Source organism: Rhodococcus sp. APC 3903 (assembly GCF_030407755.1).
GTDB classification, from domain to species: Bacteria; Actinomycetota; Actinomycetes; order Mycobacteriales; family Mycobacteriaceae; genus Rhodococcus_F; species Rhodococcus_F erythropolis.
On sequence record NZ_JASDCV010000001.1, the window covers coordinates 137,789 to 152,265 of the forward strand.

Annotated in this window: 9 protein-coding genes; 4 read left to right on the forward strand and 5 right to left on the reverse strand. The window is 61.7% G+C overall.

The window, feature by feature from the left end:
* Window positions 1–257 precede the first annotated feature (257 nt).
* Both sthA and QMA15_RS00720 read left to right on the forward strand, forming a co-directional pair.
* Window positions 258–1,670, forward strand: coding sequence for a Si-specific NAD(P)(+) transhydrogenase (gene sthA / locus QMA15_RS00715; RefSeq protein WP_007733953.1), 1,413 nt, complete (start codon window positions 258–260; stop codon window positions 1,668–1,670).
* A gap of 151 nt (window positions 1,671–1,821) precedes the next feature.
* On the forward strand, window positions 1,822–2,724 hold the full coding sequence (locus tag QMA15_RS00720; protein WP_019745033.1) for a hypothetical protein: 903 nt from the start codon (window positions 1,822–1,824) through the stop codon (window positions 2,722–2,724).
* A 325-nt stretch (window positions 2,725–3,049) separates the two neighbouring features.
* Here the strand turns inward: QMA15_RS00720 and QMA15_RS00725 are convergent, their stop codons facing one another.
* Both QMA15_RS00725 and QMA15_RS00730 read right to left on the reverse strand, forming a co-directional pair.
* Window positions 3,050–3,484 carry a hypothetical protein gene (locus tag QMA15_RS00725; protein ID WP_134999105.1) on the reverse strand — a complete coding sequence of 145 codons (435 nt, stop codon included), beginning with the start codon at window positions 3,482–3,484 and terminating at the stop codon, window positions 3,050–3,052.
* A gap of 50 nt (window positions 3,485–3,534) precedes the next feature.
* The gene (locus QMA15_RS00730; RefSeq protein ID WP_290283636.1) at window positions 3,535–4,536 is read right to left on the reverse strand and encodes a helix-turn-helix domain-containing protein; all 1,002 of its coding nucleotides are present in this window, start codon (window positions 4,534–4,536) and stop codon (window positions 3,535–3,537) included.
* Between the two features lie 364 nt (window positions 4,537–4,900).
* On the opposite strand from QMA15_RS00730, the gene QMA15_RS00735 reads away from it, so the two are divergent.
* Complete coding sequence (locus tag QMA15_RS00735; RefSeq protein WP_279163575.1) at window positions 4,901–7,420, forward strand: LuxR C-terminal-related transcriptional regulator; 2,520 nt, start codon at window positions 4,901–4,903, stop codon at window positions 7,418–7,420.
* Window positions 7,421–7,426: 6 nt separating this feature from the next.
* Here the strand turns inward: QMA15_RS00735 and QMA15_RS00740 are convergent, their stop codons facing one another.
* The gene (locus QMA15_RS00740; RefSeq protein ID WP_019745027.1) at window positions 7,427–8,182 is read right to left on the reverse strand and encodes a MerR family transcriptional regulator; all 756 of its coding nucleotides are present in this window, start codon (window positions 8,180–8,182) and stop codon (window positions 7,427–7,429) included.
* 321 nt (window positions 8,183–8,503) lie between these two features.
* Here QMA15_RS00740 and QMA15_RS00745 point away from each other — a divergent pair, with 321 nt between their 5' ends.
* Window positions 8,504–11,959 (forward strand): indolepyruvate ferredoxin oxidoreductase family protein, encoded by a 3,456-nt coding sequence (locus QMA15_RS00745; protein ID WP_279163576.1) that lies wholly within the window; start codon window positions 8,504–8,506, stop codon window positions 11,957–11,959.
* Between the two features lie 94 nt (window positions 11,960–12,053).
* Here the strand turns inward: QMA15_RS00745 and QMA15_RS00750 are convergent, their stop codons facing one another.
* Window positions 12,054–12,713, reverse strand: a complete 660-nt coding sequence (locus tag QMA15_RS00750) for an LppP/LprE family lipoprotein (protein WP_279163577.1) — start codon at window positions 12,711–12,713, stop codon at window positions 12,054–12,056.
* A gap of 97 nt (window positions 12,714–12,810) precedes the next feature.
* On the reverse strand, window positions 12,811–14,475 hold the full coding sequence (locus QMA15_RS00755; protein ID WP_279163578.1) for an amidohydrolase: 1,665 nt from the start codon (window positions 14,473–14,475) through the stop codon (window positions 12,811–12,813).
* Between the last annotated feature and the right edge of the window lie 2 nt (window positions 14,476–14,477).

Here is a 14,477-nt window from a genome sequence, read left to right on the forward strand (position 1 = left end):
CAGTTGATCGATCAATCACTCTGGGGTGAAACAAATTTCAACAGACCGTTGTGAACTCCGTCGGACGGCGAAGAATGTGCGCATACGAATGTCGGAATATGTTTGTGTGTAGCAATTTTCGTAAGGGTTTGACTGTATCTCTTTTAATTGCAACAGGGTTCGTGTACAGCCGTCGTGCCCGTTCGGCGCGCGGATTGTTCACCGAGTATTGACATGCTCGGCATCTGCCGGTCGTATGCAGACGGTATTTGTAAGCGATGACTGATCCGATGGAATACGACCTGGTTGTGATCGGCTCCGGCCCGGGTGGTCAGAAGGCTGCCATCGCGGCGGCCAAGCTGGGTAAACGGGTAGCGATGGTCGAGAAGGGCAACATGCTCGGGGGAGTGTGCGTCAACACCGGCACCATTCCGTCGAAGACGTTGCGCGAGGCGGTTCTCTACCTCACCGGGATGAACCAACGCGAACTGTACGGCGCAAGTTACCGCGTCAAGGAGAACATCACTCCGGCCGACCTGCTGGCGCGAACCCAGCATGTCATCACCAAAGAAATCGAAGTCGTGCGATCTCAGCTCCTGCGTAACCGCGTCGAATTGTTGGTAGGGGTCGGCTCGTTCGTCGACGAGCACACCATCCTCGTCGAGGACGCCTCGCGCGGAGACAAGATGACGATCACGGCAAAATTCGTTGTGATCGCGACCGGAACGTTGCCTGCCCGCCCGGCGGGGGTGTCCTTCGACAGTCACCGGGTGCTCGACTCCGACGGAATCCTCGATCTGACCTCCATCCCGACCACCATGGTCGTGGTGGGCGCGGGAGTGATCGGTATCGAGTACGCGTCGATGTTCGCGGCACTCGGCACCAAGGTCACCGTCGTCGAGAAGAGAACGTCGATGCTGGACTTCTGTGACCCCGAGGTCATCGAGTCGCTTCGGTTCCATTTACGCGATCTGGCGGTCACTTTCCGATTCGGTGAAGAAGTGACGGCCGTCGACGTCGGAGCGAACGGAACGCTTACGACGCTGCGCAGCGGCAAGCAGATTCCCGCCGAGACCGTGATGTACTCGGCGGGACGGCAAGGCCTCACGGCGCCACTCGCGCTGGAGAACGCCGGGCTCGAAGCCGACGAACGTGGCCGCATCTACGTCGACGACAATTTCCGCACCAAGGTCGAACACATCTACGCCGTCGGTGACGTCATCGGCTTCCCGGCGTTGGCGGCGACGTCGATGGATCAAGGTCGACTCGCGGCCTACCACGCCTTCGACGAACCAGGCGCGAAGCTGATGGATCTGCAGCCGATCGGCATCTACTCGATTCCCGAGGTGTCGTACGTAGGCGCCACCGAGGTCGATCTGACCAAGGAATCGGTGCCGTACGAGGTCGGGGTTTCCCGCTACCGTGAACTCGCGCGCGGGCAGATCGCAGGCGACACCTACGGGATGCTCAAGATCCTGGTGTCGACGGATGACCTGAAACTGCTCGGCGTTCATATCTTCGGCTCGGGTGCAACGGATCTCGTGCATATCGGCCAAGCGGTGATGGGGTGCGGCGGGACCGTCGAATACCTTGTCGACGCCGTCTTCAACTATCCGACACTGTCCGAGGCGTACAAGGTGGCGGCGCTCGACGTCATGAACAAGATCAGGGCTCTCAAGCAATTCCACTAGGGGTCGGGGTGTCCCCAGGTACCGGTCAGGGTCGGTCGGTGTACTTCTCGGGTAGCACTTGTTCGAATACCTGAGGGTGATGTCAGGCCTGGGAAAATAGGGCAGGGTCTATCTCTATGACCATTGCCCATGAACTTCGTGTGGAATTTCGATGCTGATCGGACTGATTGCCGCGATCGTGGCGTGCGTCGGATACGGCGTGGCGTCGGTGTTGCAGGCGTACGGCGCGCGCAAGTCGGCAGCGGCCGCCGAGCAGCGAGGCGAGGCCGGACACGTGACGGCGACGGGTGGCCCGACCTTGCGTTCGACGTTCGCCGCAGCGCTGACGGCGTCGTTCATCCTGGGCACCGTGCTCGATGCGGTCGGATTCGCCGGTAGTGCCATCTCCGCGCGGCTCATTCCACTGTTCTTGTCGCAGACAGTGGTCAGTGCCAATCTCGTCATCACGGCAGTGCTGGGGACCGTGGTCCTGGGCATCCAGTTGCATCGTCGCGACTGGTTCGCGATCGCCGCGGTGATCGGATCGCTCCTGCTGCTCGGTTTGTCTTCGGGTCACGCGGGCGGCGGGAGTTCCAACGACGTCGTCCACTGGGGTGTCCTGGTGGGCTCGGCGTTGATCTTGTCGATCGGTATCGGTTTGATCCGATGGTTGGGCTCACGCGCAGCAGTTGTCGCCGGGTTGATCTCGGGTGTGTTGTTTGGCTGTCTGGCCATTGCCGTACGCGTGGTCTACGGAATCGATCCGTTCGAAATCGGCACGATGCTCCGCGATCCGGCCGGCTGGGCAATCCTCGTCTCGGGCCTGGGCGGTTTCTATCTGCACACGGTGGCGTTGCAACTGGGATCCGTCAACGGAGCGACAGCGGCACTGGTTGTCGGCGAGACGGTCGTTCCGGGAATCGTCGGCGTCGTGGTGCTCGGCGACGCGTCGAGACCTGGCCTGGAATGGCTTGCCATCGTCGGATTCGTCGGAGCGATCGCGGGCGCCGTCGCCGTAGCCGTCTTCGGCGCGGCGAGCCACGAGGGGAAACCTGCCGAAGAAGTGACCGTCTGATGCGATAGCGAATGCGGTGCTGTTCGATCGGTCGAGCGGTAACGGAAGCCGCGTTCTTGCGGATAGTTCCAGTGCGCGACCGATGCCTCGCATACGTTGTGCGGTCACAGGCACCGGGTCGTAGACCGGAGGAAAGTAATGAGCAGCTTGGATATTCAACGTTGGTCGAACGACTTCACTGCGCTGACCAAAGTCATTTCGGAAGGCATCGAGCAGTTTGTTCTCCGGTTCATTTCCAGCTGAAGTGATCTGAGCTCGCTGCCTGGCAAGGAGTTATTGATCTCCACCGCGGTTCGGAGGCCGAATCGTGATGAAGCAGAGGTTCTTACGGGGTCTGGGAGGCCTGGGCGGGGGCGAGCAGGTAGGAGAACACGTACGTAACTGCGGCGATGACCGCCAGTACGATCAAGGACGTCGGGAACCCTGCGGCATCTCGCACCGGGGCACCTGAAGCGGTGACGGCCGCCATGAACACTCCGATTACCAACAATGTCACGGCCAAGGCCGAGCACGCAGCGAACCGATGCTTCCAGCAGCAGACTGTGCGCGCCGGCCATGTGTGGCTTGTTCTCAGGGCGCAGCGCCCGCCTACAACAGCGCTCGAGCCAACAATCAGCCCGACCAGCGCTCCGATGAAAGCGGGTATGAACAGTCCTACCCAGGACCAGGCTCCATCACCGATTATCGGGATCATCAAGGCAACACCTGTGACCGCGCCTGTGAGCGCAGCCAGACTCAGTTCCTTGTCGACCCAGCTCATGGAACAACTAGAACACAGGCGCGTTCCCGAGGCTGTGGAGTATTTCGGATTCAGGGGCTGAAGAACTCGAGTCGACGGTGCAGCCGTGCGATCGACGGGTCCCCGATCGTGCGCCTGCCATCGGTACGAGCTTGGCTCGGAGTCATCCCGTAGAAGTCTTTGAACGCGCGCGCCAATTGGGATTTCGAGGTGAAGCCACATCGCAGGGCCAACGCGTCGATCGTTTCGTTCGACATCTTGGCTCTGGTCAACTCGCGGTAGACGAGTTCGAGACGCTTGCGCCGTATGACAAGAGCGATTCCGCCGTCGGATGCGAATGCGCGGTAGAGCTGTGCTCGGGAGACCGACAATGCTGCGCACATGCTCGTCGGGCCGAGCCAGGTCTCCGAGAGATGCTCGGCGATGTAGGCGTACGCACGATCGCGGAGAGAGTGATCGGGCCGCGGCGACAGATCAGGTTCGGCGATACCCAAACTGACACGAAGGAGGGAAGCGACGACGTCCTCGTAGCCGGCCGTAGCATCGGGATCGAGATGCGGTAGCGCGAGTACGACCGATTGCATGCACTGAGCGAGCACGACGGCAGGAACTCCGCGCAGTACCGTCCCGTGTAGAGAACGACCCTTCGACTCCGCTTCGACGAGGGAGCGCGGTGCCAGGAGTGTGATGGTGCGTCCGGTCGCCTCGGTTTCGACGTCAGCAGTCCAGGTTCGCCCGAGGTCGAAGAACGCGATGTCCCCCGGGCGGGCGACAAAATCCACTCCGTCGGCGTCACCACTGACCTGTCCGCCGAGAACGACCTGGATCATGTACTGATCGTCGAGTCCGCTCTCGGCGATCACAACTTTGCTGCGGTGGTACTTCTGCGCGTTGAAGGTCGTTTCACCGATCAGCGAGGTCCCGATAGGCAGGGCGGAGATCGAGCCTTGGAGGGGCGTGTCGGCGCCTATCTGCTCGGTGACGAAGAACGGACGCGTGACGACACGCCAGAAGTCGTTGGCGTCCGCAGGGTCCACCGATCGAGTCGACACGCGAATGCGGGCGGAATTCATCGGCACGCGGGCATGATATGTCAGATCCCGCAGGTCGCAGTCACTCTCCCGCAAATAAATGTCAATAGTGACCGAGCCCACGTAATGAGACAAATCGGGCGTATTTGTGAGACGGCCAGTGCTCGCGTGTCGCGGTGATTCTGTCTATGTTGTTCGTTATGGGTGGACAGGTTGGGAGTTCGATGCTCGAACGAAATCTCGAGTTCGGCGGGGATCGACTGCTCGTTTGTCGGCCATCATGACATCCACTTCGAATCGGTCGCAGCTATCTCGAGCAAAGCGAAATCCTCGAGGAAGGGGCACGCTGCAAAGACGGCTCGCCGGGCGTGGAGCCACGGCGATTCGTCCTCGTCTGCTCGGGTTGATGGAACGCTCGGCGGGCTTGACGGTCATCGATTCGCCGCGGGGGTTCGGGAAGACGGACCTCGCCGCGTTGTGGCTCACGACTCTCGGGCACATGCCCATCAGACCAGTTGTCTGGGTACCGGCGCCATCGAATCGGATGACCCCCCTCGAGTACTGGAACACTGCGCTCGCAGTGATTCAAGATTCTCTGGAATCACTCGAGGCCCCGCCACGAATGCGCGAGGATCCGGTGGGGGCAATCGAATCACTACTCGACTCGTCGCCCACCCCATTCGTGTTGGTGTTCAACCGCATCGACCTGGTTGAGGGTGACGAGGTGGGACGCCGAATCGTGGATCTGATCGTGCGGCTTCCCGGATTGAAAGTAATCGTCACGCTGCAGGATCGGTCTGCGACGGACTTACTCGAGGACGTCCGCGTGGACGAGTACCTGTGCGCGAACGACCTCAGGTACACGCTCGACGAGTCCACAGTTCTGTTCGCGGAGGCAGGGATCCACCTTCCCTCGGGCATCGTCCATTCGATCTGCGAGCGTGTTGCCGGCGTTCCTGTGCTGATGAAGGTTGCTCTGAGTGCGGTTGCGGGGCTGAGTGAACCGAGTCGTGGGCGCGAACGCGTTCAGCAGCGAGTGGACCAGGCGATCCACGCGTACGTCAGTCGGACCGCTCCTCGATCGGGCAAGTCGCTCGAGTTGTTCGACTTCGCGACCACGATCGCCGCCGCCCGCACCGTCACACCAGAGATCGCTCGTGTCTTGTCCGACGATCTTGACGTGGAGGGCAAACTGGACTTGCTCGAGTCTTTCGGTCTGATCTTTCGGGGCGGTCTCGAGGGAGAAGAATCCTGGTACTTTGCGCCGTCAGTTCGACTGGCATTCATGCAGATACGGACCGAACAAGGGGATGGATTCGACGATCCCTTCAAGATTCTCGTCGATCACGCTCTCGGGACTTCGGATATAGCCGGTGCCGTTCACTACGCCTTGGACGGACGCCATTGGACCAGGGTGCTCGACATACTCGAGCGTCACTGGGCCGATCTTCTGGTCGATCACACCGGATTGGTCCGGACTGCGTTGCAATCCATACCCGGCGACGTGCTCAGTTCGAACTCTTCGATTCTGGTGGGCCGTGACCTGCTCGAATCACGCCTGCGGCCGCAGTTGGTCAACGGCGATTCGTTGCCGACGGAACCGGCGGAATTGCGTGCGATAGGTGGTAGTTCGCATGCGCACAGCTTGTTGAACGTCGGGACGGTCCAATCGGTTGTGCTGAGAACATCCGGTAAGTACCAACGCTCTACCGAGATCACGCGCAAGTTGGCTCACGTCGTGTACGGACTCGGCGACGAGTCGTTGGGCGCGTTGGGGTCTCAACTGCCCGCCCTGCGCCTGATCTGGGGTGTTTCGCATCAACTGACCGGTGACCTCGGTGATGCCGCGGTGGAATTGCGACTCGCCTATCAGGGTGCGATGGAACACGGTCCGGAGTTCGTCCTGCGGCACGCCGCTGGCAATGCCGCGCTCAACTCCGCGCTGATCGGGGACGTCGCGCACGCGACAGACTGGCTTCACCTCGAAAGCACACACCCGGACGTTTCGGGATGGTTGGGACCGCCCTCGCACATGGGGGGAGCGATCGCGCGGGCACTGGTGGCGTGCGATCGCGTGGACCTGAATGCCGGCGCTGCCGCGATGGACGCGCTCGCCGAGATCACACCGCCGGGCGACCTGTGGGCGTTCGCGGCCTACACTTACACCAGATTTGCACTGCTGCAATCGGATCCGTTCTCGGGGCTGATTTCGCTCCAGCGCGCAGTGGCAACGCACGGGCACGTGAATCCGTGTGAACGATCACTCGGTGACGCACTTCTCACCGCGGCGCGTATCGATCTTCTGTTGGCGTCCGGGGAGGGTACCAAGGCGCTGGAGGAATCAGTCGCTGCGCCGCATACGTTTGCTGTTGTCACGGTTTCTGTCGCTCGTGCGCATCTCCTGACGGGGGCTCCGTCACAGGCATTGGAATTGTGTCGCGAAATCGACTGGAGCGAGCAGTATCTCACGAGGTTTCGGCTCGAGTCCCTGCTGATCGAATGCGCTGCGCTGTGCGAACTGGGCAGAATCCCCGCTGCCGCCAGTCCGTGGGAGGAGGCTCGCGGACTACTCGAAACCTCAGGTGTCCTGTCGGCGCTGGCGACCATACCGCGTGATCTGATCAGGCAACTGGAAGAGCGGGCCGAGGGCCCGAGCAGTGCCGTCGCAAGCTTTCTCGAATCCGAAGTGCCGCAGATGTATCCGGCGGCTATCGTTCAAGTCCAATTGACGAAGCGGGAGATGGACGTTCTCGTGGAACTGGGTCTCGGCATTCCGATCGGCGAGATAGCGCGAAAGTTGTTCGTATCCAACAACACATTGAAGAGTCACCTGCGAGCCCTGTATCGCAAACTCGGTGCGCATTCCCGCGAAGAGGCCGTCGCGGCAGCGCACCGACACAACCTCCTCGGCAGTGGGCAGGACTGATCGACGTCAGTGCAAATTGCGCTCGGAGTAGATCTTCATCGCGTCACGGACCAGCGAAGCGGTGCCTTCTCCGTACTTGTCGTAGTTTGCAGTGAAGCGGGGATCGTCGACGTACATCTGGCCGAGTCCGGTGAAGGCGTCGGCGCTGGGAGTCCTTCCCTGCCAACCGATTTTTATCCACTCGAACTGTCTCTGGGTAATCGTCTGGACGTCGTCGCTTTCCGCGGGTAGGCCCGCTGTCAGTGCTTTTCCGAATGCCGCTGCGATGTCAGCTTGAGCTTGCAGATGTGCTTTCCGGTCCTGCTCGGACATCGACCGCCACCAGTTGTCGCCGCTGGTATAGGCGTCCTTGCCCCAACGCTCGATGACCTCGTCCTTGTATCGGGTGTGGTCGAACCCGTCGAAAACATCTTCCGGCATGAGTGATTCACCTTTCTTCGTCTTGTTCAACGTCCTGTTGACCGATTCGATCTGTCTCGAGATCCGCGTGCGCTCTTGCTCGAGGAGTTCGAGGTGCGTACGCAGCGCGGCGGCCGTGTCGCGTTCACCGGTGAGGACTTCGGCGATGGCCGGCAATCCGAGTCCGAGTTCCCGAAGCAGCAGGATGCGTTGCAGTCGCACCAGGGCGTCTTCGTCGTAGAAGCGGTAGCCGTTGGCGCCGATGCGGCTTGGTTCCAGGAGTCCGAGATCGCCGTAGTGGCGCAGCGTTCTGCTGGTGGTACCGGCGGATTTGGCGAGTTCTTGGATGGACCATTCGCTCACGTGGAGTTCCTACTCTCGGATCGGTTGTGCTCATTCAGCATGCAAGTTGACGTTGCGTCAATGTCAAGAAAGTTCTCGGTGTGCATTGTCGGGAACGTTTTATGTCCGTTTCGCCGTATCGCCACGAACGGGTCTCCAACTGATTGATTCGATGACCTAGGTCACGTGATTTGGCTCACAAATTGCCAATTTGAATAGTTGAACAAGCCTCTGTTGACGCTTTCACATACCTCGACCACGATCATCTGAACAGATCGAGTTACGCGGTTGTTGAAAATGCACGGTAGTTGAAATGCACTGCAGACGGAACGGTGGTCCACGATGACTGAACTGGTGTCGGGCGTAGCCCAGGCCAAGCCCTATGACCTCGATGATCGGTACCGGTCGGGATCGGGACCGGTGTTGCTGACCGGTGTTCAGGCAATCGCACGCGGTTTCGTCGAGCAGCACGTTCGCGACATCCGGGCTGGTAAGCGTATTGCCACTTTTGTCTCCGGTTACCAGGGCAGCCCCCTCGGCGGCGTCGACAAGATGCTCCACGGCATGCCCAAGGTTCTCGCGGAACACGACATCACCTTCATCCCCGGCTTCAACGAGGAGCTCGCTGCCACCGCGGTATGGGGAAGCCAGACGGATCTCCCGGCCGGAACCGCGACCCACGACGGCGTGACCGGCGTCTGGTACGGCAAGGGCCCCGGCGTCGACCGCGCTACCGACACCATTCGCCACGCCAACATGTACGGCGTGAACCCCAAGGGCGGCGTCGTCCTGCTGGTGGGCGACGACCCGGCGTCGAAGTCCTCCACGGTTCCGGCCGTCAGCGAGCGCTCGCTTGCCGCGATGGGTGTGCCGGTTCTCTTTCCGCGCAATGCCGAAGAGATCATCACGATGGGTATGCACGCCGTTGCACTCTCGCGGGTGTCCGGTTGCGTAGTAGCGCTGAAGATCGTCGCCGACGTCGCCGACGGTGCCTGGACGATCGACGGCAGCATCGCGGACTTCGACATCGTGGTTCCGGAAGTGCAGTTCGAGGGCAAGCCCTTCGTCTACAAGCAGCGTCAGATGGCTGCGCCGCCGGACAGTGTCATCGCCGAGGCCGATCTGTACGGCCCGCGATGGGATCTTGTTCACGCGTACGGAACTGCCAACAACCTCGATGTGATCGAGGTCAACCCCTCCGGTGCGAAGATCGGTATCGCCGCCACCGGTACAACTTTCGACTCCGTCCGCCAAGCTCTGGCAGACCTCGGCGTCGATGATGCGGCGCTGCACCGCGCCGGGATCCGTCTCCTTCGCATCGGAATGTGCTACCCCGTCGTGGGCGAGAAGATCAGGGAGTTCGCCGAAGGTCTCGAGCAGATCGTCGTGGTCGAGGACAAGACCGCGTTCATCGAAGCTCAGATCCGGGAAGTCCTGTACGGCACCGACGATGCTCCTCGCATCATCGGCAAGCGTGACGGCCAGGGCCGTCTGCTCATGCCTGCCAGTGGTGAACTGACCGCAGGCCGGCTGCTCGCCCCGTTGCGGCGCGTACTGAAGCCGCACGTCGAGCTCAAGCGCACCCTCCCGGCACCGCTGTCACTGAACGTGCTCTCCGCCAAGCGAACCGCGTACTTCTGCAGTGGGTGCCCCCACAACCGTTCCACCGCTATCCCCGAGGGTTCAATCGGCGGCGGCGGAATCGGTTGCCACACACTCGTCACCATGTCCGGCCGTGAGGACAGCGCTGTCACCGGCCTGACGCAGATGGGCGGCGAGGGCAGCCAGTGGATCGGGCAGGCACCGTTCACCGACGTGCCTCACCTGTTCCAGAACATCGGCGACGGCACCTTCTTCCACTCCGGTCAGTTGGCTGTCCAGGCATGCATCGCCGCAGGCGTGAACATCACCTACAAGTTGCTCTACAACGAAGTAGTGGCGATGACCGGTGCACAGGACGCAGAAGGTGCCCTCTCCGTTGCTCAACTCAGCCACAAGCTGACCACCGAGGGCGTCAAGCAGATCATCATCTGCGCCGACGAGCCTTCGCGCCACAACAAGCGCGCCCTGGCCAAGGGCACCAAGCTCTGGCACCGCGATCGCCTCGACGAGGCTCAGAAGGAGCTTCGCGAGATCAAGGGCGTCACCGTACTGATCTACGACCAGCACTGTGCGGCCGACGCTCGTCGCCAGCGCAAGCGTGGCACGCTGCCCACTCGCAACACTCGCGTCGTCATCAACGAGGCAGTGTGCGAGGGCTGCGGTGACTGCGGTGTGAAGTCGAACTGCCTCTCGGTCCAGCCTGTGGACACCGAGTACGGTCGCAAGACGAAGATCGACCAGACGTCCTGCAACACGGACTACACCTGCATGGACGGCGATTGCCCCTCATTCGTGACCGTCGAACTGGTGCCGGGCAAGAAGGCTCCCAAGGCCGCACGTCCCGTCCCGCCCGTCGTCGCAGATCCCGATTTCGGACCGCTCACCAGCACGCAGAACGTGTTCCTCGCGGGCATCGGCGGCACCGGTATCGTGACCGTCAACCAGGTGCTCGCAACGGCGGCACTGCGCGCCGGCCTCGAGGTGGAGAGCCTTGACCAGATCGGCCTGAGCCAGAAGGCCGGACCGGTTGTCTCGCACTTGCGTTTCAGCTCCAGCGCGCTCGAGCCGTCCAACCGCCTCACCCCGGGCAGCGCGGATTGCATCGTCGCCTTCGACCTGCTGACCGCGACGGACAACAAGAACCTCGACTACGGCAACGCCGAGAAGACGGTCTCCATCGCATCGACGTCGCAGACGCCGACCGGAGACATGGTCTACGACAAGGCTGTTCGCTACCCCGAGGAGACGTCACTCCTCGCCCGTCTCGACAAGGTGTCGCGCACCCTGCGCTCGTTCGACGCACTCGCCGCGGCACAGGAGTTGTTCGGTAACACCGCAGCCGCCAACTTCCTGCTGATCGGTGCTGCCTACCAGAGCGGTGGACTTCGTCTGCCGGCCGAGGCCATCGAAGAAGCGATCGGCATCAACGGCGTTGCCGTGGACGCGAACATCGCGGCATTCCGTTGGGGCCGTGCAGCAATTGCCGACACTGCAGCGTTCTCGGCCGTCACCACGCCGACCAAGTCCGTCCGCGAACCCGTTGTCGCACCGGCTCACATGTTCGCCGGAACCACCTTCACCGGTGAAACCCTGCGACTGGTCGAACTGCGTGCGGCACAGCTCATCGAGTTCCAGTCCGTCAAGATCGCCCAGCGCTACATCGATCAGGTTCAGGCAGTCTGGACTGCTGAACGTGCCGCAACCGAGCGGACCGATTTCAGTGAAGCGGTCGCCCGCGGCCTGTTCAAGTTCACCGCGTACAAGGACGAGTACGAAGTTGCTCGCATGCTGGTCGATCCTGCCTTCATCGAAGACGTCAAGTCGCAGGTGCCGGCCGGGGAGAACCTGACCTACAAGCTCCACCCCCCGATCCTCCGAGTGATGGGCCGCAAGAAGAAGATCGGCCTCGGGCCCAAGTCGCATGTTGCACTGAAGGTTCTGGCCAAGGGCAAGAAGCTGCGCGGTACCAAGCTCGATCCCTTCGGCTACATGCACGTCCGCAAGGTCGAGCGTGAACTGCTCGCCGAGTACGAGGCCATGATCGCTGATCTCTCTCGTACGCTCGCAACCGACGGATACGATCGCGCCGTCGAGATCGCGGCGCTGCCGGACGTGGTTCGCGGCTACGAGGACATCAAGCTCGGCAACATCGAGCTGTACAAGACTCGCCTGCGCGAACTCGGTGTCGGTGAGTAGGAGCGTCAGCGAGTAGATCGAAGAAGACTGTGCCCCAGCGACCGTTGTCGCTGGGGCACAGTTGTATTCAGAGCTGTATCGTACGGAAACGGGTTCAGGAGGGCGGGAACTGGCCGTCGGCAACCACGGCGCTGCCGTTCCACGTGAAGTTCACTATGTTCGGTCCGCCTTGGGGACAGCAGAATGCGTCGTCGTCCAGCAGCCAACGGTATTGGACGGATACCGAATCCTTGTTGCTGTCGATGACGTGTGTGTACGAGTACGGCTTGCTGGTAGCCGTGCCCAGGTATGTTCCGTCGTGGAAGAACAGGACGTGTGACTGGTAAGTCGCATCGCCCACGCCGTCACCATCGACCGAAACCCAGAGCAGGTCAGGACAATTACCGATCTGCTCCTCGCTCGCGGATCTCGGTATCCAGCTGCCGCCGTTGACGTCGGTTCCCAAGGTGCCGATTGCGTCCGTGACGACCGGGGAGTCGACGTCGACACAGGGACCTGAAGCCGGGACTGCAGACGTCGTCGCCGGCACGGATTCGCTTGCTGGGGTGCCCGATTGCGGCGGGGGAGAACTCGTCACCGTCGTCCCGGATTCGTTTGCCGTCGAGGTCGCCGACGCCGTTGAGCTTGACGCTGCTGAACTAGCCGCCGCCTCGGGTGTTCCTTCGGTCGACCCGCAACCGGCGACCATCAGGGCAGTGGCCGTCACCAGTGCCGAGACAGCGACGGCGGCCGAAATCGGAGCTTTCCTGCGCATGCGTCCTCCAGAGAGTGTGGGTTCACGTGTTCAAGTCCCTCCCTCGTTCTGTCGCCGGGCCGCATGCGTGCGTTATCGAACAACTGATAACGATCAGCTATCGGGCTTCGGTGTTGACGGCTTCGGTGTTTGTGGCTCGAGCGGAGTCGTATCGCACGGATCCGGCAACCACGGTCATCGCGATTTCCGTGGTCAGGAGAGAATCGACCCCTTCGGCGAACGGATCTTGTTTCAGTACGACAAAATCGGCTGCTTTTCCCCGAACCAGTTGGCCGGTCACATCTTCCCACCGGCACGAGTAGGCAGCGTCGCGGGTTGCGTGAGCCAGCGCGTCCGCGAGGGGGAGTGCGTACCCCGGCAGGTTGGGTGCCAGTGACGGATCGATTGCGGATCGACGGGTGGTGGCGATGAACATGTTCGGCAGCGGCGGGTGGGGCGCCGTCGGAGCGTCCGAACCCAACGCCAGAACCGCTCCGGCCTCGGTGAATTCGGGCCAGGGGTACGCGCGATTCACCCGGTAGTCGCCGAGCATCGCCTGCCAGTTCTCTTGGATAGCAGGGTCAGCGTGAACCGGTTGCATCGAGGCGATGATTCCCAGGCGGGCAAGCCTTTCGACGTTGTCCCGGGTGATGGACTCCAAGTGTTCCATTCGGTGCCTGCGGGGAATGTCTCCGTTGGCGGCGATCGCGTACTCGAGTGCCGTCAATCCGATCTCCGACGCCTCGTCGCCGATCGCGTGCATCGCGATCTGCAGGCCTGCGGCGTCAGCGGCTGTCACGACGGGGATCAAGGACTCGAGATCCCAGATGGGCTCGGCGTTGGTGCCGTCAGAGTACGGCTCTTTCATTGCGGCAGTGCAGCTGTCGATCACACCGTCGATGATGATCTTGATTCCGGCGATACGGAGCCACGGACCTTGGACGCGCTCGTGGAGTTCGATCACGTCGTGAACTTGTCGGACGTTGTCAGCCTCGTTGTCCTCGCGGGTCATCAGCCAGTGAGCCGCGACGCGCAGCGGCAATGTGCCGTCTCCTGCATCCAATGCTCTTTCCAGCGAAGCTAATTCGTCCGCGCCGAGAGCCATGTCGACCGCGCCGGTCACGCCGTCCTCGAGATAGTGGCGGAACGCGAGCGCGAGGGCGGCGTCCCGGTCCTCGTCGGATGCGAGCTCCGCCAGTTTCGGCCAGACGTAGAGCATCATGGCGGTCTCGTACAGCATTCCGGTGGCTTCTCCGGTGTCCGGATCCCGGCCGATACGACCGCCGATCGGATCGGGCGTGTCCGCGTCGATGCCGAGTTCTCGCAGTGCTGCAGTGTTCACCCAGACCGAATGTACGTCGTTGGCGTCGAGGTACACCGGGCGATCGGGCACGACGGCGTCGATCATCTCTCGCGTCGGGTGCCCTCCATCCAGCGCGGAGAACAACCAACTGCGACCCAGCAGGCGTGGTGCGTCCGGGTTCGATTCCGCGAATTGCTTGATGCTGGACTGAATGTCGGCGAGATCGGTGGCATCACGCAGATCCAACTTCTGCAGCGCGAATCCCATCATGACCAAATGTGTATGGGCGTCGACGAAACCGGGTAGCACGACGGCGCCTTGGAGATCGATCACCTCGGCGTCGGGAGCCAGGATATCGGCATAGACGGTTTCGCCCACGAATCTGAGCTTGTGGTTCTCGACGACTATCGATTCGGCCCATCCGTCGTCGGCAGCCGTGAAGATCTTTCCGTTGCGGTAGTGAGTGAAGCTGTCATTCATGA

Coding starts and splice junctions, on each gene's coding strand:
- QMA15_RS00720 (WP_019745033.1), top strand. CDS start 1,822: ATGCTGATCGGACTGATTGCCGCGATCGTGGCGTGCGTCGGATACGGC.
- QMA15_RS00735 (WP_279163575.1), top strand. CDS start 4,901: ATGGAACGCTCGGCGGGCTTGACGGTCATCGATTCGCCGCGGGGGTTC.
- sthA (WP_007733953.1), top strand. CDS start 258: ATGACTGATCCGATGGAATACGACCTGGTTGTGATCGGCTCCGGCCCG.
- QMA15_RS00750 (WP_279163577.1), bottom strand. CDS start 12,713: ATGCGCAGGAAAGCTCCGATTTCGGCCGCCGTCGCTGTCTCGGCACTG.
- QMA15_RS00755 (WP_279163578.1), bottom strand. CDS start 14,475: ATGAATGACAGCTTCACTCACTACCGCAACGGAAAGATCTTCACGGCT.
- QMA15_RS00745 (WP_279163576.1), top strand. CDS start 8,504: ATGACTGAACTGGTGTCGGGCGTAGCCCAGGCCAAGCCCTATGACCTC.
- QMA15_RS00730 (WP_290283636.1), bottom strand. CDS start 4,536: ATGAATTCCGCCCGCATTCGCGTGTCGACTCGATCGGTGGACCCTGCG.
- QMA15_RS00725 (WP_134999105.1), bottom strand. CDS start 3,484: ATGAGCTGGGTCGACAAGGAACTGAGTCTGGCTGCGCTCACAGGCGCG.